This window comes from Clostridium tunisiense TJ, assembly GCF_000300195.1.
GTDB lineage: Bacteria > Bacillota > Clostridia > Clostridiales > Clostridiaceae > Clostridium_J > Clostridium_J tunisiense.
In genome coordinates this window covers 1-24763 of record NZ_AMQH01000005.1, presented here as the reverse complement: position 1 = coordinate 24763, position 24763 = coordinate 1, and the positions used below count along the sequence as shown (strand labels likewise).

General features: G+C 31.6%; 18 protein-coding genes and 1 riboswitch. Of the genes, 6 read left to right on the top strand and 12 right to left on the bottom strand.

Annotation, left to right across the window (positions count from 1 at the left end; genetic code table 11):
• Positions 1-12: 12 nt before the first annotated feature.
• Positions 13-1251 (top strand): serine/threonine transporter SstT, encoded by a 1239-nt coding sequence (gene sstT / locus C661_RS0103900; RefSeq protein ID WP_017413991.1) that lies wholly within the window; start codon positions 13-15, stop codon positions 1249-1251.
• Positions 1252-1695: 444 nt separating this feature from the next.
• On the opposite strand, the gene C661_RS0103895 is transcribed toward sstT, so the two are convergent.
• Together C661_RS0103895 and C661_RS0103890 are read right to left on the bottom strand one after the other, a co-directional pair.
• A complete protein-coding gene (locus C661_RS0103895; RefSeq protein WP_017413990.1) occupies positions 1696-3228 on the bottom strand; it encodes a methyl-accepting chemotaxis protein in 1533 nt (510 codons plus the stop codon).
• Between the two features lie 70 nt (positions 3229-3298).
• Positions 3299-4303, bottom strand: a complete 1005-nt coding sequence (locus tag C661_RS0103890) for a ketoacyl-ACP synthase III (protein ID WP_017413989.1) — start codon at positions 4301-4303, stop codon at positions 3299-3301.
• Positions 4304-4542: 239 nt separating this feature from the next.
• Positions 4543-4630: riboswitch (cyclic di-GMP riboswitch) on the bottom strand.
• Between the two features lie 479 nt (positions 4631-5109).
• On the opposite strand from C661_RS0103890, the gene ahpC reads away from it, so the two are divergent.
• Positions 5110-5673: an alkyl hydroperoxide reductase subunit C gene (gene ahpC / locus C661_RS0103885; RefSeq protein WP_017413988.1), complete on the top strand. Its 564-nt coding sequence runs from the start codon at positions 5110-5112 to the stop codon at positions 5671-5673.
• 12 nt (positions 5674-5685) lie between these two features.
• Positions 5686-7215 carry an alkyl hydroperoxide reductase subunit F gene (gene ahpF, locus C661_RS0103880; RefSeq protein ID WP_017413987.1) on the top strand — a complete coding sequence of 510 codons (1530 nt, stop codon included), beginning with the start codon at positions 5686-5688 and terminating at the stop codon, positions 7213-7215.
• A 421-nt stretch (positions 7216-7636) separates the two neighbouring features.
• Here ahpF and C661_RS0103875 read toward each other — a convergent pair whose 3' ends face one another.
• From C661_RS0103875 to C661_RS0103835, 9 genes are all read right to left on the bottom strand, one after another.
• A complete protein-coding gene (locus C661_RS0103875) occupies positions 7637-8410 on the bottom strand; it encodes a GNAT family N-acetyltransferase (RefSeq protein ID WP_017413986.1) in 774 nt (257 codons plus the stop codon).
• A gap of 604 nt (positions 8411-9014) precedes the next feature.
• A complete protein-coding gene (locus tag C661_RS0103870; RefSeq protein ID WP_017413985.1) occupies positions 9015-10040 on the bottom strand; it encodes a sensor histidine kinase in 1026 nt (341 codons plus the stop codon).
• On the bottom strand, positions 10033-10722 hold the full coding sequence (locus tag C661_RS0103865; protein ID WP_341349154.1) for a response regulator transcription factor: 690 nt from the start codon (positions 10720-10722) through the stop codon (positions 10033-10035). Before C661_RS0103865 ends, C661_RS0103870 begins: the two co-directional genes overlap by 8 nt.
• 7 nt (positions 10723-10729) lie before the next feature.
• Positions 10730-12763 carry an ABC transporter permease gene (locus tag C661_RS0103860; protein ID WP_242825975.1) on the bottom strand — a complete coding sequence of 678 codons (2034 nt, stop codon included), beginning with the start codon at positions 12761-12763 and terminating at the stop codon, positions 10730-10732.
• Positions 12764-12770: 7 nt separating this feature from the next.
• Positions 12771-13547 carry an ABC transporter ATP-binding protein gene (locus C661_RS0103855; protein WP_017413982.1) on the bottom strand — a complete coding sequence of 259 codons (777 nt, stop codon included), beginning with the start codon at positions 13545-13547 and terminating at the stop codon, positions 12771-12773.
• Positions 13548-14041: 494 nt separating this feature from the next.
• Positions 14042-14320 (bottom strand): CD3324 family protein, encoded by a 279-nt coding sequence (locus C661_RS0103850; protein ID WP_017413981.1) that lies wholly within the window; start codon positions 14318-14320, stop codon positions 14042-14044.
• A 9-nt stretch (positions 14321-14329) separates the two neighbouring features.
• A complete protein-coding gene (locus C661_RS0103845) occupies positions 14330-15436 on the bottom strand; it encodes a kanamycin nucleotidyltransferase C-terminal domain-containing protein (protein ID WP_017413980.1) in 1107 nt (368 codons plus the stop codon).
• Positions 15437-16123: 687 nt separating this feature from the next.
• Entirely contained in the window at positions 16124-16954 is an 831-nt protein-coding gene (locus C661_RS0103840) for a DUF1189 domain-containing protein (RefSeq protein WP_017413979.1), read from the bottom strand.
• A 151-nt stretch (positions 16955-17105) separates the two neighbouring features.
• The gene (locus C661_RS0103835; RefSeq protein WP_017413978.1) at positions 17106-18116 is read right to left on the bottom strand and encodes a GNAT family N-acetyltransferase; all 1011 of its coding nucleotides are present in this window, start codon (positions 18114-18116) and stop codon (positions 17106-17108) included.
• A gap of 1167 nt (positions 18117-19283) precedes the next feature.
• Here C661_RS0103835 and C661_RS21255 point away from each other — a divergent pair.
• From C661_RS21255 to C661_RS21250, 3 genes are all read left to right on the top strand, one after another.
• A complete protein-coding gene (locus C661_RS21255) occupies positions 19284-21233 on the top strand; it encodes a P-loop domain-containing protein (protein WP_242825978.1) in 1950 nt (649 codons plus the stop codon).
• 353 nt (positions 21234-21586) lie between these two features.
• Complete coding sequence (locus C661_RS0103825) at positions 21587-22987, top strand: CehA/McbA family metallohydrolase domain-containing protein (RefSeq protein ID WP_017413976.1); 1401 nt, start codon at positions 21587-21589, stop codon at positions 22985-22987.
• A 369-nt stretch (positions 22988-23356) separates the two neighbouring features.
• Positions 23357-23557, top strand: coding sequence for a hypothetical protein (locus C661_RS21250; RefSeq protein WP_157785675.1), 201 nt, complete (start codon positions 23357-23359; stop codon positions 23555-23557).
• A gap of 315 nt (positions 23558-23872) precedes the next feature.
• Here the strand turns inward: C661_RS21250 and C661_RS0103815 are convergent, their stop codons facing one another.
• Positions 23873-24427, bottom strand: a complete 555-nt coding sequence (locus C661_RS0103815; RefSeq protein ID WP_017413974.1) for a Type 1 glutamine amidotransferase-like domain-containing protein — start codon at positions 24425-24427, stop codon at positions 23873-23875.
• Positions 24428-24763 lie beyond the last annotated feature (336 nt).

The window sequence follows — 24763 nt, the reverse complement described above, 5'->3', positions numbered from 1 at the left end:
AGGAGGAACTTTATGAAAAACTTAATGAACGCATGGAATCGACTGAGTCTAGTAAAAAGAATTATTGTAGGTTTGGTTATTGGTATTATCTTAGCTGTAACTGCTCCAAGTGTAGCGAAACCTATTACTATTTTTGGTTCTTTATTTGTTGGTGCTTTAAAAGCCGTTGCCCCTGCTCTAGTATTATTCATAGTAACTGGTGCTATCTCACAACATAAGTCTGGTCACCAAACAAATATGAAAACCGTTATTGTACTTTATCTTTTAGGAACTTTTTTAGCTGGAGCAACAGCAGTTGTAGCAAGCTTTATGTTCCCAGTAAGTTTAACTCTTGCTGCTGGAGTTGAAAACGTTACTCCTCCTGGCGGTGTAGTAGATGTTCTTAAAGCCTTACTTTTAAATCTAGTTGATAATCCAATAAAAGCGCTATTTAATGCTAACTATATTGGTATACTTTCATGGGCTGTACTTTTAGGATTTGCTTTAAAGAATGCTGCCGATTCAACAAAAACATTGGTTAATAATATTTCAGATGCCTTATCTCAAATTGTTATATGGGTTATAAACTTTGCACCACTTGGAATCATGGGACTTGTAATTGATACTATTGTTACAAGCGGAATTGCATCCCTACTTAGCTATGGAAAGTTACTTATACTTCTACTTGGATCTATGGTATTTGTAGCTCTTGTGGTAAATCCTATCATGGTGTATGTATGCATTCGTCAAAATCCATATCCGCTTGTGTTTAAATGCTTAAGAGAAAGTGGTATTACAGCTTTCTTTACACGTAGCTCAGCTGCAAACATTCCTGTAAACATGGGCTTATGTGAAGATTTAGGTTTAGATAAAGATACTTACTCAGTATCAATTCCACTAGGAGCTACTATTAATATGGCTGGTGCAGCTATTACAATTTCTATATTAACCCTTGCAGCAGTTCATACTCTTGGTATTCAAGTAGACCTTGGAACAGCTATAATTCTTAGTGTACTATCTGCTGTAAGTGCATGTGGTGCATCTGGAGTTGCTGGAGGCTCACTACTACTTATTCCTCTAGCATGTAGCTTATTCGGAATCCCTGGAGATGTAGCAATGCAAGTAGTTGGTGTAGGCTTTATAGTAGGTGTTATCCAAGACTCTGCTGAAACTGCATTAAATTCATCTACTGATGCACTCTTTACAGCAGCAGCTGAATTTTCAAAATGGAAAAAAGAAGGAAAAGAAATTAAAATTAAGAAAGCTGCTTAATGAAGTAGTTTTATAAGAACTAACATCATTAACAATTAATACTTTAATAAATAAAACCGATTGATAAGCTAATTAATATTGGATTACAAACTTGTTAAAATACTAAATAAGTAACCAGTTTAACAATCATTGCTTCCTAAAATAAACCATATATTTATTAAAATCTTAAAGCCCTTCTTAGGCATTCTAATCTATGCCAAGAAGGGCTTTAGCCATGTTAAAACTTATATAAAACAATTCCTAATACATCTTTAACAACATTTTGTAAGTTTCAAGTCTGCCATCTTCTATAAGTGGCTGTAAATCAACCTTGCAGTTGCTCAGACTAAGGAAATTGCTTTGGTGGTAATCAAAATCTGCTTCCAAAGTTTTTAAACAAAATGAGCTAGCTCATTATTTAATATGTTTTTTCACATAAGCTTTTTATAAAACTTGTGTTATTGTTTACCTTACCAATTCATTCATTTCAATGGCAGTAAGCTTTAATTTTTCAGCACTGCTAGCAATTTCTTCACTTGCCTCAGCACTCTTACTAACTGAGTCTGCTACAACTTCAAATCCACTTAGTGTATTTTCTGTAGTTTCAACTATATTAGAATTAAACACAACAACGCTTCCTGTTTCCTCTAGTAAGTTATTCATTAACTCATTAACTTCTCTGATATTTTCACCTGATAACTTTTGCTTATTTATCATATTTATTACATTGGATACAGTTTCACTTAATATCTTATTTCCAAATTCTATTTTTTCATTATTATCTTCCATCAGTGTTTCCACCTGTAGAGTTTTCTCTTTAAATTCCTTAACAATAATGTCTACATCATTTAAAGACTTCTTGCTATTCTCAGCAAGTTTTCTAACTTCTTCTGCTACTACTGAAAAACCTCTTCCTGCCTCTCCTGCTCTTGCCGCTTCAATGCTAGCATTTAACGCTAAAAGGTTTGTTTGATCAGAAATACTACTTATCATACTTAAAATTTCATCCATCTGCCTTGATTTTTCCTTCAGAATCTTAGTTGCTTCAGAAGTTGTTTTTATACTTCTCATTGCTCCGTCCATAATTCCTAAAACATCGTTTAAAGATTTCTCATTATAATTAGAAACCTCCATTAACTCTTCAGATACAGTTTCAGTATCTTTTATCTTTGAAGATATGGTCTTATTTATGTCAAGTAAAGTTTCTAATATTTCTTTACTTTTATAGGACTTATTTAGCATTTCGTTAGCATCCGCACTAATCGATTGGCTTGTACTAGCAATTTCCTGCATAGAACTATTTTCTTCCTCAATAATAGTTGACAAAGTTTCACTGGAATTACGCATCACATCTGCAAATTCTGATATTTTTCCAAATAATATGGATATACTATTATTTTTTTCATTAAGGCTCTTTTCATTTTCCTCAACTTCCTTGAGTAATCTAGCAGCAAATAAGGTGAAAATAAAAATCCCAAAAGAAACAAGGCTGATATCTACAATTCTAATAATTAACTCCCTCAGAAATACTTGTTTATCTGGAAGCACAAAAGGATTAAAGAAAAATACTGCTACCTGACATAATATGCTTGTGATTATAGACATTATATTCATCTTAACATCTAAAAATATAGCCCCAAGAATTATGAAATAAAAAACACTTATCCATAGCTCCTTTGAAGGAACTAATAGCGCAATATATAAATAATTGACATAGGAGATTACTAATATAACTTTTTTAAGTATACTTAAATTCTTTTCCCAATGCGCCTCATCTTTTGTGGTTTTTTTATACATAGTTTTAAAAATTACTAATTCAATTATAATTAAACTAATAAGTGCACCAAGATGGCTCCATTTCATTTCGCTATATAAGCCAAAATACTTCATCACTGAAAATAAGCCTCCTGCTAATAAAGCACTTATTGAGTATATAATTAATACAAATTTTAGCGTTCTTTTTTGATAATTTACAATAATACTTCCGGGATTCTCCATAATTACACTCCTTATTAAATTATTATGTTAGAAATCTTAACCCCTCTAAAATCCTCTTATCCATTCCTTACTACCATTTGTATAATAAAGCAGCCATAGTATACCCACCAGCTACTGAGCAAAAAATAGTAATATCATCTTTACTAAATTTCTCCTCTTTCAATTTATCGTCCAGAGCCATAATCGGACTTGTACATCCAGTATAGCCATATTTGTTTCCAACAAATGTAGCTTGCTCAGGAGTCGATCCTAGCATATCAATAGTTAATTCTAAATCAGCTTTAGAAAATTGAGACATAAAATAATGAGCAACATCCTTTGAGGAATATCCATTTTCCTTTAACAATCCCGTTATTAACTCTGTCCACTTTTCGGATAAAAAGCCAAAATCAAAGGGATTCCACTGCATTTTTTTATGATCTGGATTTATGTTTATATCTGTTATATTTGATAATCCACAGGCAGGGAATCTAATAGTTTCATTGTAGGTATCATCTGTATACATTCTAGACCCTAAAACTCCTCTTTCCTCAGCTTCTTCCCTTACCTCTAAAATTACTGCAGCTGCCCCATCTGAAATACATCCATATACAACCAAGTCATTTTCTTTTGCAAATGGACTTATATTCATAGCTCCAACTACTAAAATTCTTTTATACTTCTTATCAGTCTTTAAATATCTTGATGCAATATCTATACCTGTAATCATTCCTATGCAATCATTGTTAATATCAAATACATTTGTAACATTTATAGCTTGTAACTTATTCTTTAATATTAAAGCACAGCAGGGAGTTAAATACTCTGGAGTATCTGACACTGATATAATTGCATCTATATCTTCTGGGTTTAAATTTCCGTTAACAAGTGCAGTCTTGCAAGCTTCAACAGCCATTGTTATGCTTGTCTCATTTTTCTCTGCTAAAGTTCTCTTTTCTCTACCAACCTTCTCCATTAATCCAATAGCATGTTCTTCTAGATTGTATTTTTCAAAGTGTTTCACATAATACTGATTATCTACTATTTTCTTAGGATGGTAACTTCCCACCCCTTGTATGTATACATTTTTAAACATATAAATCGCCTCCAAATTTTACTCTTTACTTTTACTAAATAGTTCAACTTTTAATAAGCCTTAAAGAATACAATTTTTATACCAATCCAAATACGCTTCACCCCATTTGCGTTAAAATTTCCGATAGTATTTTTGTGGCGACTATAAATAAGCGCTCAAAAAAATACCGAAGAAGACTCCTATAAAAATAACTATACGTCTCCCTTGGTATTATGTAAGTACTTTAATTAAGTAAATACTTCGGCAACCTGGCAATCATAGGATTATTTATCCCTTAGACCCACGGCTTTGCGTCCCCGCCTTTCAACGAGTTTGCCATTTCGACATTTAATTTTATGATACACCATATTATAGCATAATTTGTAAAAATATTAAAGTTTTTCAACAAAATTACCTAATAGTCTAACTAATTTATCTAATGATATATTATTTATCGTGACGTCCCTTCGAAAACATTAATTAAATCTTCCCTATAGCTAAATAAGTATACAAACTAACTCTCTACTCTTCATTACTTCTTTCTATAAAACTTTCCAAACCACTATTGACATATAATCTTTATCATGTAATAATTATTATTAATTAGTAATCGTTATATGAATTGATGAATAGTAAGTAACACATAATAATCTGGGAAAATAAACAATTTTTTTCATTACAAATTACTATTTCAATTCATGTAGGCTTCCAGGATGAAAATTTGTTTTATTCATCTTCATAAGCCATAAGGGAATCAAGGTAGCTTTCATGTATTAGTTAGCTTTAATTTTGATTCTCTATAAATTAAAATTTAGGAGGAATTAATTATGTCATTAATCGGAACTCAAGTAAAAGAATTTAAAGCATCAGCCTTTCAAAATGGTAACTTTTTAGATGTTACTGAAGAAAATTTTAAAGGACACTGGAGTGTAGTTTGCTTTTATCCAGCAGATTTTACCTTTGTTTGCCCAACAGAATTAGAGGATTTACAAGATAATTACGAAACCTTTAAAAGCCTTGGAGTAGAAGTTTATTCTGTGTCAACTGATACTCACTTTACACATAAAGCATGGCATGATAGCTCAGAAACTATAAAGAAAATCCAATATATTATGATTGGAGACCCATCACATATTTTATCTCGTAACTTTGATGTTCTAATTGAAGAAGCAGGTCTTGCTGATCGTGGAACATTTATCATTGACCCAGACGGAGTTATTCAAGCAGTAGAAATTAACGCAGGTGGTATTGGCCGTGATGCAAGTACTTTAGTTAATAAAATTAAAGCAGCACAATATGTTAGAAATAATCCAGGTGAAGTTTGCCCAGCTAAGTGGAAAGAAGGAGCTGCAACTCTTAAACCACATTTAGATCTTGTAGGAAAAATTTAAGGAGTTAATACTATGATACTTGATGCAGAGATAAAAGCTCAATTATCACAATACCTTGAATTAATGGAAAACAATGTGCTGATTAAAATAAACCCAGGTTCTGACGATATATCTAAAGATATGTTGTCCCTAGTTAATGAGCTAGCTAGTATGTCAGCTAAAATCGCAGTAGAAAAAGCAGTGCTTGAAAGAACTCCAAGCTTTAGCATAAACCATCCTAATGAGGACACTGGAATAACCTTCGCTGGTATTCCTTTAGGCCATGAATTCACCTCCCTAGTATTGGCCTTACTACAAGCCAGTGGAAGACCTCCAAAGGTTGATGATAAAGTAATTAATCAAGTTAAAAACCTTAAGGGCAAATATAACTTTGAAACTTACATTAGTCTTAGCTGTCACAATTGCCCTGAAGTGGTGCAAAGTCTAAACTTAATGGGTATCCTTAATTCAAACATTACTCATACCATGATTGATGGAGCTACTTTCAAAAATGAGGTTGAAAGCAAAAATATCTTGGCAGTGCCATCAGTATACTTAAACGGAGAATTCTTCAGCAGTGGACGTATGACTATTGAAGAAATTCTAGAAAAACTAGGCAGTGGTGAAGATGTATCAGAACTATCTAATAAAGAGCCTTATGATGTATTAATTGTTGGTGGTGGTCCTGCTGGTGCAAGTGCTGCTATCTACTCAGCTCGTAAGGGTATTCGTACAGGTTTAGTTGCTGAACGCTTTGGTGGTCAGGTTATGGATACTTTAGGAATAGAAAACTTTATTAGTATGAAATATACAGAAGGTCCAAAGCTTGTAGCAAGCCTTGAAGAACACGTTAACCAATACAACGTGGATGTAATGAAATTACAACGTGCAAAGCGCCTTACAAAGAAGGATTATATTGAAGTTGAACTAGAAAGCGGTGCTATCCTAAAAGGAAAAACTGTGATAATTTCAACTGGTGCTCGTTGGCGTAAGGTAGGTGTACCTGGTGAAGAGGAGTTTAAGACTAAAGGTGTAGCCTACTGTCCTCACTGTGATGGTCCATTATTTGCTGGAAAAGATGTAGCGGTTATTGGTGGTGGTAATTCTGGTATAGAAGCTGCCATTGACCTTGCTGGTATTGTAAGACATGTAACAGTACTAGAATTCATGCCCGAATTAAAGGCTGATGCTGTACTTCAAAAACGTCTTTACAGCTTACCTAATGTAACTGTTATAAAAAATGCTCAAACAAAAGAAATCACTGGTACTGATAAAGTTAATGGTATTTCTTATATCGACCGTGATAATGGCGAAATTCATCATATTGAACTTCAAGGAGTATTTGTTCAAATTGGCCTTGTGCCAAACACAGATTGGTTAGGAGAAGAAGTCAAGCGTAGTAGATTTGGAGAAATAATTGTAGATAAGTATGGTGCTACAAGTGTACCTGGAGTATTTGCTGCTGGTGACTGTACTGACAGTGCTTACAAACAAATAATTATTTCTATGGGCTCAGGTGCAACTGCAGCCTTAGGAGCTTTTGATTACTTAATACGTAGTTAACTATAAAATCAATGGATTTCGCTCAAAACTTTTAAAAGTTTCCAGGCTCTCTTATAGAGAGTTTGGGAACTTTTCTTGTCTCATTTATCTATATATTAGTTCAACCTATTAACTATAAAACAGCTTATACTTAAATTTTGTGATCACTGATAACTGGTATTATTCCTATAAGCTAATTAAGAGATTTTGAACAATGAATTATTATAAATCATGAATATTATTTATAATGAATACGATAAATTTTCGCATTTGAAGTCTTTAAAAAAGCTATTTCAAAAACATTAAATTGCTTTTCAAATAGCCTTCATTTTACTGACTAATTAGATATTTACTATTCCATATTCTCTAATCTCTACTAAAGTACTACCTGTTTTATGATAAAATCCTTATGGCTATGTACTTTAAATTCTATAGAAACCTCCTACTTTTCATAGTGAATATGATATGTATCATAAGGTTCCTCCAGCACATATCCAAACTTTTGTGCAAGGGCAACTGAAACAAGATTTGCAGCATCCCAACTAGGATATTTTCCTTTTTCAACACAATCTAATATTAATGCAGCAGCAGCTACAGTTGCTAAGCCTTTTCTTCTATGATCAGGGTGCGTATCAATTTCAATCTCAATACCATCATCATAAACACTGTAGGATGAGGCTCCACAAACAATTTTCTCCTTATGCAAAATACAATATCCTATACCTTTATTAATATAATCCTCTATGGAATGAAACTGACTTGTAAAATCCTCTGAAACCTCCTGCAAAGATGGATCATTGGCTAAGGCCTCATCTATTTTCTTTAGTTCATATCCTTCTGGTAGCTTGCCTAGAAAAGATTGTATATGCTTATAATCTAGACATTCAGGATTCTTCTTGAAGGCATAACGCTGAAATTTATCTATGTACCCTTTATAAACAGTTTCTATACGACTTTTCCACTCCTCATTCTCAACAATCACTATATTATCCTTAGGTAAATTTGTAAGTAATTCCTCTGTGCCCTTTGCATACGGATCTCCAGCATAAAACACAAAAACACCTACTATAATTTGAGCAACAGTAGGATTTATAAGATCATTAACCCAAGCTATTCCCATGTGTCCTTGAAGATAGGATAAAATCATAGTGTCACTCATATTTTTAAACATAGAACTCAACTGTTCCCTTATATTAGTACCTGCTTTATAAATCATAAAATCACTTCTTTCTTGTCATATAATCTACATCTTCTCTCTTTTAACATTTTAGATAAATCATAATACCAACATCATAATAATTATTCCCCTAACCACCAGTTTAGCATGTCATACCACCACTGGTCTTTCTGTTTCATAACGCCTTTGTGATTTGAATTAGTTCCCTGTATATATATAACCAGGAGTTGCTATAATTGGAGCAATACGAACAATTTTAGAATGTATCAAGGACTTACCTTATTACAGTAAGTCCTCTTTTTATATCTACATAAGGCATCTTGAAAAATAAATAAGTCAGTATCCTTGCCTCACTCAAAATATCCTTCACATCTTTGACTTATTATTTGTTTTCAGCTGCCTATGCTTGATACTTTAATTGTACATTTTAATAAATCTTCTTTCTATCAAGCATAAAGTTCTTTTTAAGTTACTCCTGCAACTTAAAGTTGCACACCTTAATTCTGCTATTAAGTTCCTATTAATCTCTCATCTAAAATCTTTTTATTCTTTTGCTATAAGGCATCTTCATAATAGTCTTCACTATAAATACACCTCTCCTAAAAAATGCCCTTTATATGTAGCCTGCATTTTCATTGAGCGTCTACCGAACTACCCTTGGAAACACCAATGAAATTTCAAAGCCATCTGTATACTCTTCAGAGATTTCTAGTGTGATTTTCAAGTTTTCTGCTACTTGCTCTGCTAGGTATAAACCCATACCTGTGGAATTCTTTCTCTGCTCTCCAAGCTCCCCCGTGAATCCCTTTTCAAAAATAAGGGGTAAGTCATAGGCTTTAACACCAATTCCGTTATCCCTTATGATAAGTCTTATACTTTTCTTATTCTCCTGCGAGGCAATAACAATATGAGGACAAGATTCATTAGGTTTCTTATATTTTATAGCATTGCTAATTACTTGTCTTATTATAAACTGAACACCCTTTTTATCTGAAACAACATTAAAATCTTCAAGTTCCACTATTACCTTTATTCCCTGCTCTTGTAATAAAATTTCATATTCCTCTAGTACCTCACAGCAAAGGGTTTTTAAAGATACTTCTTTAAAGTAATAATCATTGCGAGAAGCCTTCAGCCTTGCATAATATAGCATCCTTTCTATATCCTCTTGCATCTTTGTTCTTGCATACTCTAGCCTTTTATATATTACAGGTGATATTTCTTCTCTTCGATTATCTAGTACAAAGGTCATAAGTCCTAAGGGAGTTTTTATCTCATGGGCCCAAGCTTCTATATACTCTTTATACTCATCAATATTCTTACTTTGATTTTTTATAGTAGCTTGATTTTCTCGCATTATCTTCCCTATTTTTTCAATTACTTGCATTTCCTTTTTACTGACTAAGCCTATAATTTCCTTCTCTTTACTTATAATTGGCTCCTCTAAAAAACTTAGAATTACTTCCTGTTTTTTTAAGTCCTTTTTATAAACAATAAGAGCTATAATAAAATACAAAAGTAGAGAACCAAGGACCATTGTGGGAAAAAGATACCTAAATTCATTGCCATCAACAAGCCATAGTAGAAACCCAAAGATAATATTTAATGTGATTATAACAATGATCCATAGACTATATTTTTTTAATATTTCCATTAAAGTTTCAATCATTATACTTATCTCCAATAAACTCTAAAAAGTAGCCTTTCCCCCTAATAGTGACTATGTTATAATCTGTATCAAGGTGCTTCATAGTTTTCTTTAACCGAGTCATATTAACATGAAGAGCATTTTCATCTACATACTCTTTAGTACCCCAAAGCTTTTCGAAAATCATATCCTTTGTAACTATATCTTGATAATGTACAAGTAAAAGCTCCATAATTTTCCCTTGATTATCAGGTAAAATCATAGTTTTTCCCTTAACATTAATCATATGAGTTTGTGCATCTAGACTAATGCCCCCTATTTCTAAAAAGTTACTTCTGTCCTCCCCGCGACGAAGCAAATTTGATATCCTTGCTAGCAGTCGCTTTTTATGACAGGGTTTATTTATATATTCATCAGCACCAATTTCTAGTGCATGAAGTTCATCTCTTAGCTGTTCTCTTCCTGTTAGCACAAGAATTGGAACTGTGCTTTTCTGCCTAATTTCCTTACAAATTTCAAATCCTGAAATCCCTGGTAAGTTTAGGTCTAATAAGACCAGGTCTGGTGAAGCTATGAAGATTTGTTCTGTTACCTTTAAAAAGCTAGTTATGCAATAAGTCTCATAGCCTTCCTTTTCTAATATATAAACAAGCTCTTCTCTCATTAATTGCTCATCTTCAACAATAACAATCCTCTTCACCATAAGCCTTCTAACTATCCTCTCTTTTTATATCTGTAAGCTTTAAAATACTTTTATCACTGATTTTCTTTACAGCAACCATATAAGAAAATTCTACCATAGAAAGTAATATTATAACAGGAATTGAAATAAGCATTAACTTATTAACTTGACTTTTCATAGCTGTGGTCATAACACCTGTAAATAATGACCTTACTCCAAATATACTACTGATGGTAGCCACAACTAGTGAAAGTGAAAAATACCAAGTAATTTGGCTTCTTGCTGATTTACAAAGCATTTTATAGGTTGCACCAATATATATTAGTGATTGATAATGCTTTCTTGCTTTTTGTTGCTGCATCAAAAACTGTACTCCCATAACTGTATTTGCTATTATAAGAAAAATAATAGCAAGATAAATTGTTGTATAACTTGCTGCTACTCTATAAAATAGCTCTCTCCCCATATTTTGAAGATAGCTTTCATAATGTAAATCAGTAGTGTTTAGTTTTTCATTAACCTTACTAATAGCCTGCATTAACCCCTCATCCTTAACAAACTTCTTTGTTAAAGTAGCATTCCAATAAGTAGTAACATTATTTTTATCAGTAAATTTATTAAACACCTTTTCTGGAACGATTAATCCATAACTAATAGTTATTAGGCTATCTGTTACTATGCTATCCTTATAATACTTGTCTACTAATTCATAGCTTTCATTTCCTATCTTTAAAAAAGGCTTATCTTTTAAAGCTTTTTCAAGTATATCCATAGAATTTGAGTTGGAAAACTCTGGATCATTATAAAGAGCCACTTCATTGTCCTTTAGTACCAGTTGTTCCTTTCCTGCTAGCTGCAAAAGCTTGTTATAGCCATCTATAGAAATTAAATATGGCCTAGTAGCATACTGGAGATTTTTTAGTAAAATCTCCTTATTTTCTCCATCCTCTTGTTTTTTTACAGCCTTTATTAACCCATCTATAGAAAAACTTTTTGTGCTCTCATTTTCAAAATAAATTCCTGCCTTTATAGGGGATAATTCATCAATATACTCCTGTAAATTAAGTCTTTCTAGCTCAGACTTTAACACCTGTTCCTCTACATTAAAGGTATAATCAATAACATGAGGTTCCTTTGAATTAGATATAAAGCCTACAGATAAACCATATCCAAAGCAACAAAGTGCCATTAAGATTAAAAGAGAAGAAATTGCTAAAGTATTTGGCTTTGAAAAAACAAACTCTTGAAGTTGCCTAAAGGTAAACATTACTAATCCATTTTTATTCTGCTTCTTTGTAAGAATCATTTCAAATAAGATTCCAATACCATGAAATATAAGAAAAGTACCACAAAGTCCTAAAATCACTGTAATACCCATAAAGGTTGTATGCTCCCAAGCAGTTCCTATAATAGCCCTAGCATAAGCAACTGCAAGTAGTATAACACCTAAAACTAATTGAATACTTATAACTGCTTTGTTTATCTTTCTATGTTTTTCTACCTGTGAATCTGAAAGTAGCTCTGTAATGTCTTTTTTAAAAAACTTCCCACTTAAAATACCAAGTGCTATAAGTCTAATTATAAAATATCCAATAATAGTTCCTATAATTGCTGAAAGGGAAAAGGAAAATTCATGTCCAATAACTCCAATTCCTATTACCTTAGCTGTAACTAAACTAATTATCTCAGATAAAAAAATTGCTGCCGGAATACCTATTGCTAGTGATATGATGCTGTTCCATAATTCCTCAGCAAAGAGCATTAAAAATAGCTTGCTACGCTTCATTCCTAGCATTAAATACATACCTAACTCATGGCCTCTTCTGTCCAGTTGATATTTTCCTGCAAAGTATACAAGAAAGAATAAAATAAATAAAGAAAAGCCATATAAAACTGGAATTAGTAAAAATAATTTCTCTACGGCCTGACTTTCCATAGTTTTTAAAAATATGATAGCATCCTGCTTTTCAAGAGCTAAAATAATATAAAAAGATATAATTGACACAATTAGAGAAGCGAAAAATAATCCATTTTCTTTGCGAGTTCGCTTACTATTCTTCATTACTAAATCATAGAACATTAGCACTGCCACCTCCTAGTTGTGCCATAACTAGAAGTATTCTTTCATAAAACGCCTGTCTAGTTTCTTCTGGTAGCTTTCGTCTTAACTCATGAAAAAGCTTTCCATCCTGTATAAATAAAATTCTTGTACAGAAACTGGCAGCATTAGCATCATGAGTAACCATTAAAATGGTAGTGCCTTGCTCCTCATTCAAATCAGCTAACTTTTGCATTAAAGCCTTTGCATTTTTAGAATCTAAAGCCCCTGTAGGTTCATCTGCAAGAACAATCTCTGGGTTTAAAACAAGAGCTCTTGCAGCTGCCACACGTTGCTTTTGTCCCCCTGACATTTCATTTGGGAATTTATCTAGCACATCACTAATTTCCATATAATCTGCTAAATTTTCTAATACAGCTTTGCTCTTACTTTCTAATTTATTATGAATTGCCACAGGAAGTAAAATATTTTCTCTTGCAGTTAAATTTTCAAGCAGCTCAAAGTTTTGAAATAAATAACCTATTCTACTGCCTCTATAATCTGCTAATTTATTTCCCTTAAAGCCTTCAATATTTTCACCTTTTAATAAAATATTTCCCTCTGTACCGTGGGTAGTAGTTGCAATGCAATTAAGTAAAGTTGTTTTTCCTGAACCACTACTTCCCATAATTCCAATAAACTCTCCATTTATAACCTGAAAACTTATTCCATCTAAAGCCTTTGTAACGGAGGCAGTTTTCCCATAATATTTTTTTAAATCCTTAACCTCTAATATTTTCTCACTCATTTTTATCTCCTCTCACCTTTGCCTTTATAATTAAATAATAAACCTTTCTAAGATTAACACCGTTTTCAAAATTTTAAGTCTGGCCTCTTATATAAGTGTTAGTTTCCCACTTATACAAGTTGACCCCTTGATTATTTATGATCATCACACTCTTATATATGTGCCTGTTCAATCTACTAAGAAAATAGCTTTTATTACAGTTTAGGCCAACTTACAAAGTAACTCCTGAAAATGAACTGCTCATTGCTTAAATAAATTAACTTATTCATGTATCTTATATTCCTATTATACAAAGGATCCATTCGATAAAACACTTACACTTAGTGAAAGGTTTCTTTTGGTTCTTCTCATACTTTTTATTTCAAAATTAAATGCTATAATTTCATTTGAAACTATAGCATTTACATAATTTTTATATATTTTTATTTATAGTACACATGTTAAGAATATTAACGACCTTAAAATCAGTTACAGCCCTTACTTACTATCTTTCATCAGTCACTTGCTTTATCTTTTACATAAACTATTTTTTTAATAGTATTTTCAGAAAGATAGTATTTATTAGCTAGTTCACTTATTGTAGCTCCATTTATATATTCTTTTCTTATACTATCATTTCTCATAGAAAGATTACGTCTATATCCAGAATTATCTCCCCATTTTTTTCTTGTTCCTTCAGCTTTAGGTATATATAGATACTCACCTTCTATATACTTTTGAACCTCATCCATCAAGGCTTGGGGCAAGATTTCCTTTGCATTTTTGTATTTCACCTAAATCTCCTACTTCTCTCTAAAATAGCTTTCAAATTCATCCACCGATTTGAAATCCAACAATCTAATGTTATTTTTCATAATTAATGAAATTAATTCCTTTTCAAACTTATCAATTGCCATAAGAATTTGTTCATCATCTTTCTGAGAAACTAGTTCCAATAAATCTACTTTAAATATATTGCTAAAGTGTTTTGAGTATTCTACATAAGCATTTCTATCATCATACCATATACCCTCTTCAATTTTAGCGATAAACTCACTAACTTCTTCTTGAATATATGAGAAGAGTTCAAATAATTTGTAGTAGTCCTTTTTACTAACAGCGTTTTTGCATTTATTAATACTTTTTTTCAATTCCTCATAATAGCCAGTGAAAAGTGTTTCAAACAACTCAACCTGTTTTTTTTCTTTCTTCATACTGAGTAGTAACTCTCTAGTATTTTCAATAAGACTTAAGGATTTTACATGGATTTCTTCACTAGAAGTAGCAAAAATTATATGATTTACTAATGCTTCATAATCCTTAGGTAATCTTCCTAGATTTAAAGAATCCCTTAAAACTGAACCATTTCCATTTTTATAATACTGGCTGTTTGCAAACCCTAAGGCATTTGCGATTTTTTTAAGAAGTTTTCCAGCTTCTAGCCTTACACTGCTTATACTATCTCTATACTTATACATATTATAAAGATATATATAACTCTCATTAAAGTACTCATAAGCTTTATTTAATAATGCTTCATCATACTGGCCACTTAATACAACTTTAAGACTATCTTTCAAACTTTCAAATTTACTAAGAGCATCTTCATCTGAACAATAAGCTACTTCTGTATCTAAAAGTAAATATCCTTGCGGACTATCCATTGCAGCATTTGCAACTAATCTTTCCCAGCTTATAGGGAATAGATCATAACTTACTCCTTCTACAATAAATTGAGTTGAAAGTTTTTTCCCTCTTTCATCTTTAGGAATGAAGTAAAACCCTACTCCTGAATTCCCATCTTCATCTTCCTTCTTGTTTCCATATACTACAAGTAATAAGATATCCTCCTTATATTCACTAATTATTTTATTTTTTACTATTTCTAATACCCTTTTATCTCTTTTCATTTTTTTACCTCCAGATTATTTTTAAATTTTTAAAATTAATGGATCCATCGATTTCTTAATTTAATTATATATACATCTTATAATTAAATATATAGACAGTTCTCTTCTGGGTAATTCTGTACATATCTTAGTAATAAAGCTTTAGTCCTCAATCATAGGATGTTCCCTCAGCAGTAATGTGCTTATATAATGATGTCTGTTGGTTTATATTATTATCCATAGCTTTCACCCCTCATAATTCTTATTATGGTTTCCCTGCACAGGTTACTGTGTTTAAAATTATATAGTCACGCAAATAGGACATCAAACTTAGCAAAGCTCAATGATTTAACTCTAGTTGAGAAAACTCTAGGAATTACTTTGCATTTCTTTCTGTATTATTGGATATATTTACAAGTTGTGATTTTTACAGTATACTATGGTTAATGTTATAGGAATTTCTAGAAATTTTAATATACAGTCTAAATAAAAATCAGGTATAGCTGGGTAGCTATACCTGATTTTTTCATAATTTGGTTGGATATAATATTATATACCCTTCTCAAAAACTTCTTGATACCCCATAATAGACAATACCAATACATTTTCATCACTGCAATAAATCTATACTACTTATGATTCGCCTCATCATGACAGTGATAACGTAGATTCCTTACTTAGGACTTTTTAAATAAACTTTTAAGTAACTTATAACTTATCATTCCACATTTCTCTAACACCCTCCAGATTATTCTGAGAACTTTTTAGTTTGTTCAGTGCTAAACCAATATAAACATAAGCTATAGTATGATATACTAACCAATAGAAATTAAAATGTTCTATACTTAAAATTTTCAAGAGTGTATTTATTATAAGAGGAGTAGTTAGCGCATAAATGCTTAAGCTGTACAACTGTCCATATTTCAACCTCGTTTTAAAAATTCCGTTGATTATTAGGGCAAATAGAGCTAAAAATAGAGAGCTTAAGAGTCCACCTAAGAAATACCCTAGGATATTTACAATAAAAATAAATGGTATAATAATCTTTGCATAAGGTAAATAGCTATATGCTATATCTTTATTTATGGTTAATTCTTGTAATGATTTAAATTCGGTTACTTGAGTTTGTAATTGGTTCTTTTTTTGAATCATTTTATCTTTTAGTATTAAAATACCTTGATTATGAGAATCTAAAACATCAGGATTAGTGCTGTTAGTTGTATCTATAATAATATAATTATCTTCATCATCTGATAAAACCATTGGCATACTGCCCTCAACACTTAACTCTCCATTTATAAGTTCAAAGTTTGGACAATTGTCATTATATATTTTCATAAATTCTGATATGGTATTATTCGCTTCAATAGATCCTCTTATAGATCCAATAGCTCCAAGAAGTAACGATATTAATAGCAAATATAGTATTGCCTTCCCAGTAGTTTCTTTTAACACATTCTCATAATGCTCTATTCCTCGAATGCTACCTAATATTTTCTTCCAAAAACTTAACCTTATTTTTTCTGTATTACCTTCCATAAAACCCTCCCCAATATGTAAATATTTCTAATTATACATTTATTCGACAATTTTAGCACAATTCCTCTTTGAGATTACAAAAAGTCTAGGTTATTTGTGATACGGTTCTGCGTAACAGCGACAAATGATAAAAATTAGTTAACTGAATTTTCTATAACTGATTAATACTAGGATTATTAAAATTTGCCCATGCTAAATTACTGTCAATGCATCTAGCCATTCTGTACGCTATTGGTTTAAATCCACACTTCGGCCAAAATGTTGAGGATGCAAGGTTGGTTATTCTCCAATCTGTTATTATACTGTTATATCCCTTTTCTTTCATAATCCTATAGCCTTCATTCATCAACTTTTTACCAACACCACTTCTCATTTGGGAATAGTAAGTGCCCGCAATACTTAACTCTACCCCATCATCAGGTACCATCAAATCTGGAGTACTCGGCCAATATGCTTGAAATCCTAATCCTTTCATTTCTTTTTCTGCAATAAAGATCATTGCGTCATTCTCCTCTACCGTACTCTTATACCCCTTCTTTATGTCTGCTACAACTTCGGGTAAGGCGGGTTCAAAGGTCGGTGCTGAATTTTGATAGGATTGGATTATACTAGACATATTACACATTATTTCACTATCCATTTTATTAGCAACTCTAATTTCTACATCAGATACATTATCAAAAAGCTTGTATTCCTCCATGCTCATTACCCCATGTACTTGTTGGATAAAAAAGCTTAATTTAAGGAATGCCTCATAATATACCTGATTTCCAAGAGGTATTATAGTATAGTGCATAAAGCAACCTTGTTCAAGCCATAGAATAGCAACCTTCGCATAGAGATGCCTTATAAGCTCAGAGGATTGATCCAATCTGATTGCAATGCCCTCATAGGGAACCCATACATGCCTGCCTCTTCTATTATCAATCTTTATCTCTCCCATTATATAGCCTACTAGTTTATCATTAGCAAATGCTCCTATCCCAATGACTTTACTATTAGCAAACAATTTTTCAAGTGAATCTGTGATATATTTTGTATTAAGGCAACTATTCTTCAGCAAGGGAAACACTTCACTCTCAAGGCTTTGCCTATTTATTAGCAAATCAACCATTGCAGGTATATCATCAATAGTAATTGATCTGAATTCATATTTGCTCATTTCTATCCTCCAAATAATTTATGTAACTATTCAGCCAGCAAAAAAATTCTTACGCAGTACGCAGTGTCTTGAATCACTTGCGTTCCTAAGAAGAGGACTTTTTTAAAATTAAATAATAAGGAAAAAAGTCCCCTTTTCAATGTGGCTGCTGTCTTGATTCCCTACACTCCGTACTACTGAATGAAAAATTAACTTTAAGGCTGAATATTTACTAATCTTATATTTTATTACATATTTTATCATAACAAATTACCATTAACTATGTAAAAAACAGTTCATAATTGTTTTTTACATACATTTAATGTACTTATCCATTTGTAAATATCACTCTTATTCTTCTTTACACATCCCTATTTATAATGTATATTATAATTTTTCTCATAAATATTACATACGAAAATCATTTTACCTACTTGTAATACGGTATTTTCATCTATAAAAATAGCCTTAGGCAAGTTATATCAATGCCTAAAGCTATAAACCTCATTTACTTGTGGTACGGTTCCCCCTTAAAAATCCCAATTCTATTATTAGTCTCATAACCCAAGTATTGACATGTTATTTATTCCCTGTTAATATATGTATATAAACAAGGAAAGCGAGGTAGACAATATGACAATTAATATTAAGTTAAAACTGATAATTTCAGATTTTCTTTGTCTGCCTATAGACTTTCAAGGTGATTTTTTATAATTATATCTAAAAGTCTAAAAAATATAGGGTAGGTTCATTTATAGGTTAAGTCTTAACTTTATTTTCCTAAGGCTTCCCCGTTGAAATATATTTTTCATCACCAAAAGCCTTAATGAAGCCAAAGTATAAGTATTGTATAAGTAAGTGTTGACTTTGATTTACTATATACAAGGACTTTCTAACCTTTAGATGCCCTATTATTTAGGTAACTTCTCGCAGACTAAGCACTTCTGATTTTATCAGAGGTGTTTTATTTTTTCTTAATATAAGGCATCTTCAAAAAATAAATAAGTCAGTTTGTTTGTCTATTTTAAGTTATACTGCGTCAACAGAACCCTTAGATAGCGCTACTATCTGCGGAACCTGTTTCCTTGCCTAACTCAAAATATCCTTCACATCTTTGACTTGTTATTTATTTTCAGATGCCTAATTGTCATTTATTTTTTGTACGAAACGATTTATATTTTGAAAGAGGTGTTACCTATCGAACGTTTAAAGAAAATATTATTAGAAATTGATGATTGCAATGTATCTTATTATCGTAAAATTTATGAGGATAATTCTCATATTATGTCTCGTAAACTAGGCTGTACTCCACAGGCTAGCAGTTTCAAAAGGAAATTAGCTTTGCAATCACTTGTTAAAGGACCTTATTACTATCATAAGGATATAGAGTTTAAATTTGATGTTACTCATAAGCTTTTACTTGAAAAACCAACTATAACAATTAAAATTCCTATATCTCATTTGAAGCTTAAAAGTATAGCTTCTTATTCAGAAGCTGAAAAATTAGCTATTGAAGATTATTGCCTTAGAAAACTTGGTTACTATATTAACTTAAAGAATGAGGAATATTATAACCGTACCAAGGAAGCAAAAATTACTGGAATGCTTTATATTTATAATCCAGGTCAGGAGGTACTAAAGCGTAATTGCTCCTTTTTAATCTCTCCTTGGAGGGATAGTTCTCAAAACCTTTCAAGTTTAGAGTCCTCAGAAAAAGCTAAGCCTTTTGTGGAGCTTGACACTCCTTATAGAGAAGTTGAAGAAAATGAACTTGTTGATTTTTCAATAGATGATGAGTATTTATGTATAATGATTCAAGCTTTACTACCTATATATAAAGATAAAGAAAAGAAGTTAACCATCAATGGCAAGAAGGCTGCAAAGATGATGACTAGGGACTTACCCCTAATACTTGATGAATTTGTAGATAACTTTGATAATGTTACCTTAAATAACTGTCTCAAAGTAGCTTCAATCCAAGAGGAAATCCGTAGATTCTTAAGTGAAAACTCCTACAGCTCTTTTGTAGCTAATGGAAGTATTTTGCCTCGTTTCAAAGGGACGGAGCTTCCAGAAGAAAATTCCTTACCATTTAAAAGTCCAGTGGAGGATGAAGTGAAAATTCCCCTTAGTGATGGCAGCTCTATTGCTGGAATGGCAGTGAAAAAAGGAGTAACTATTATTACTGGGGGTGGATACTCTGGAAAAAGTACCTTGTTGGATGCCATATCTGTTGGAGTGTATAATCATATTCCTGGGGACGGACGTGAATTTGTAATAACTGATGAAACTGCTATAACTATATCAGCTGAGGATGGTAGGTCAATTCAAAACCTAGACTTATCGCCTTTCATAAAATCCTTATCTATGGTAAATGTAAAGTCCTTCTCAACAGATCGTGCAAGTGGGAGTACCTCACAAGCTGCTAACATTATTGAGGCCATTAATTATGGCTCAAAGCTATTTTTGATTGATGAAGATAGAAGTGCTACAAACTTTATGATAAAGGATTCTAGAATGAAAAAGCTTATAAAAAAGGAGCCCATAACTCCATTTACTGATAGGATACGTCAAATGTTCTATTCGACTGGAACTTCAACCATACTTGTTATTGGTGGAAGCAGTGAATATCTTGAAATAGCAGATAACGTAATCCTCATGGAAGATTTTACTGCTTACAATATAACAAAAGAAACAAAACTAATGTGTTTAGACTTTAGGGAGCTTGCTGTTGAAGAAGTCTTAGAACCTGTGAACTGGTATCATCAGCGTAAGTTAAAGAGTAAGGGCTTTACACCCTATCCTAATGACCAAGGCACTGAAAAGTTTAATGTCATAGAAAAGGAGTCCATTGCTTTAGGTGATGAAAAACTTGATTTGCGTATGCTACCTGGAATAATCTCACATGCACAGCTAAATGCATTGGCTTATTTACTAAGATTTATAGAACTTAAGTCAACCACCTTAGAAAATGTTGATATTGAAGAAGCCATTTTAGAAGCATACAAGGAAATTGAAGCCAATGGATTAGACTCAATTTATCCAAATGTCTTCTTAACTCAGCGATGGCTTGAACTTCCTAGAAAAATAGAATTAGCCGCTGCTATAAATCGTATGAGAACTGTGGAGTTTTTATAATAAATCTTCCGAAGCAGCTCTTCAAAATGAACCAACTTACTATTTAATATGTAATCTAAATAAAAATAAAAGAACGTAAAAAGACTTTTCGTAATAAAAATACGGTATAGCCACCTAGCTATACCGTATTTTTTATAATTTAGTTGGGTATAACATAATATATAATTCAATTTATACCCTTTCAAGCTAGTTGTATCAAGGACTTATAAGAAGTCTAGCTTACTTATGGCCTGATTCTCCATAGCCATTCTAAATGAAGTTTTCTCACTTCATTTGTAGTTAACTTTTCCATGCATCACTTTTATTGGGTAGGTTACTTAAATTTATACTGTTTAAAAAAGGAAGTGGCTATTTTGTTTAAGAAAAACAAAGAAATCCTAATTACTCTAGCTTCAGCTATGATAATTACTGCTATATCTACACTGAAAACAAGTTTTGCTATGTCTCCTAAGGTAAATACTGATTATTTTATCTTAGATCCATATAAATATGTAGACTGGAATAGCTATGGTCAATATAAGGCAGGTTTCCATGCTCATACTACTGAAAGTGATGGAAGCAACACCCCAAAGGAAATGATTGAAGATCATTATGCAAAAGGTTTTGACATTCTAGCAATTACTGACCATAATTTCACAACGACCACTTGGGATAGAACTGACAGACCAGAAAATAAAACTTATTTAACCTCAGAGCGTTTAAAAGAAATTAATGCCGGTATAGGTAGAAACGGCAGAGGTATGTTAGCTGTTAAATATTCCAATGAGCAATCAATCGCAAATCATCTAAATACTTTTTTTGCAGACTATAACAATAAATCTGGAGATACTTTAGAAGATATTATAACTCGTACAGAAGCGTTAGGAGGAATTTCTCACATCGATCATCCTGGCAGCTATACTGGCGGAAGTAGTGATATAGTTAAAGGAGAAGCTCTTTCAAAAGATCCGGCTGTATATAGAAAATATGTTGATTTATTTAAGAAATATAAAACACTTGTAGGTATGGAAATTATTAATGAAAAAGATGTAGATTCCTTAAGTGATAGAATCCTTTGGGATAGTATTCTTTCAGAAACAATGGATGTGAGAAATCCTGTATGGGGGTTTTCAAATGATGATACTCATAGTGTTGATATAACTGGCTTCAGTTATAATATGATGTTAATGCCAAAAAACAATGCAGATAACCTTCGCAATGCTATGAAAAACGGAACCTTCTATGCAGTTGCAAAAATAGCCAAAAGAGAGTTAGGACCTAATTTTAAAGCTGAAGGCCCTACTCCAGTAATTCGTAATATCAAAATAGATCAAGAGGAAAACTCCATTACTATTAAAGGTTCTCATTATAATACTGTTCAATGGATTGCTGATGGGAAAATAATTGCAACAGGTAATACTATTGATTTAAATGATTTCGAAGATAAATTTGATTCCTATGTACGTGCACAACTTATAGGAAATGGCGGAATTAGCTTTACCCAACCCTTTGGAGTAAATAAATATACTATAAATAACCTTCAAGCTTCTATAGAAGAAACTCATTTGAGCAAAGATCTCAAGAAGAGCCTTTTAACAAAGCTTAATGATGCGGAGAAATCAATGCGAAAAGACAAGGATGATTATGTAGATATATTAAATGGATTTTCAAAGGAGGTAAAAACTTTAGTAGGATCAAATTTGACGGAGGAAGAAGTGCATAAAATCATAGAAGCAGTAGATGAGATTATTTTAAATTTAAAACCTCAAAATTAAATAATTCCTTATACGCCAATGGTTACATATAATTGGCGTATTTTTTGCATTTCATTCAATTACTTATTAATCTTCTTAGTATATTTACCTTATTTTCAATTAGTATCTGTTTTTTTATTATAAATTGCCTCCTACATAAAAATGCCTTTCTTTATTACTGTTGTCCCTCTTGCAACCATAACATAGATTTTATAGTTATACTTAATGAATGGATATTAACATAAACCTCTTACAATTACCCCACTTTATACAAAATACGACATTTATAGTAAAGATTTCAGAATAACTTACGATATAATATATAGTTTATATAAAGGAGATGAATTTATTTTGGGAGATTTTGAAAACGTTTTTAAAAAGAGAAAAAAAATGCAAATTCTTGTTGCAATTGTAGCAGCAATAGCGGTAATGGCATCGTATTTTGCTAACCTTCAAACAATAGCATTAGTAATAGTTATAGGACTTGTAGTATTTACAAGATTCAACTGGAGATGTCCAAAATGCAATAAATACTTGGGAAGATCAGGCAATCCTACCCATTGTAGTAACTGTGGAGAAAAATTACAATAATTGCAAATACATAATTTGGAGTGTTCTAAGAATATTAAACGTTCAGAATACATGATTTTCTTTTAATTTCTTAGAATCACTCCTTTTCAATATTTTTATACCTTTGTAATTATTCGTAGGTAATTCTTATACTTATCCGATAAATTTTATTTTATATTGAAAACTTCAAAATTCTTTTAACAATTATACTAATTCATTATTTAACCATTTTTCTATTTCTAAAATCATAGATGAGTAATGTTTAATAATTCCCCATTTAACATATTTCCTTTCAAAATAACTAAAAACTATAGTAAGAAATTTGTATTTCTCTAATTATTCCATTATAGTGATGATATTATCTTCAATTATTATGGCTTGACTATCTGTTAATTTGATAGTAGGACAATCCCTTGTATCAATACATGCACATTCTGTACCTTCTTCTTGGTGAACATTTAGTATGCAATTAATATATCCTAAATTTTCAGGTAAATTTTGAGCTAAAGCAACACTTCCAGCACTAACCCCTACATATACTCCACCATTATCTAAAAACTTCTTTAATGGAACACTGAATTTCATGCGATTCATTCTGTCTAATAAATATTCTGTAGTTCCTCCACAAACATATATCACATCAAAGTCGCAAATCTCATCACAACTTATAATTCTATCTAAATCATAGGTAACTATATTACTTTCTAAAATACCAGCAATTAAAAGATCTTCTTTACACAAAGGAACAAATTCCTTAGCATCTTCAGTTATTGCGGCTGTTGGGATAAACATAGCTTTAATTTCATCACTTGGTAACTTCGCTAACTCGAAAAACTTTTTCTCAATATTTCTATTTGTAAACCCTGTTGATGTTAGCATTATTTTTTTCATATTTGCCCCCCAATTATAATAAACTCCGAGTTAAACTTACTCTTATGAAAATTATAACATATATTACATACTCTGTATTATGCTTATATGTGTATCAACTAAAGCATTGTAGTTTTACAACTGATGAATTAACTACCTTAAAAATAGGTTTTTATTAAAATTACTTTTACATTTTATCTATATAGATTTACTACTTGAAACCTTAAAGTATTTTGCTATCCAAGTATTGAAAAACTTAATTTTATTTAAAGCTATGACGTAGTATATCTATAAGGAACCAGAGTTAAAACTTACCTTATACATCAGTCCTACCCTGGTTCACTTAAGGCTTTTTGA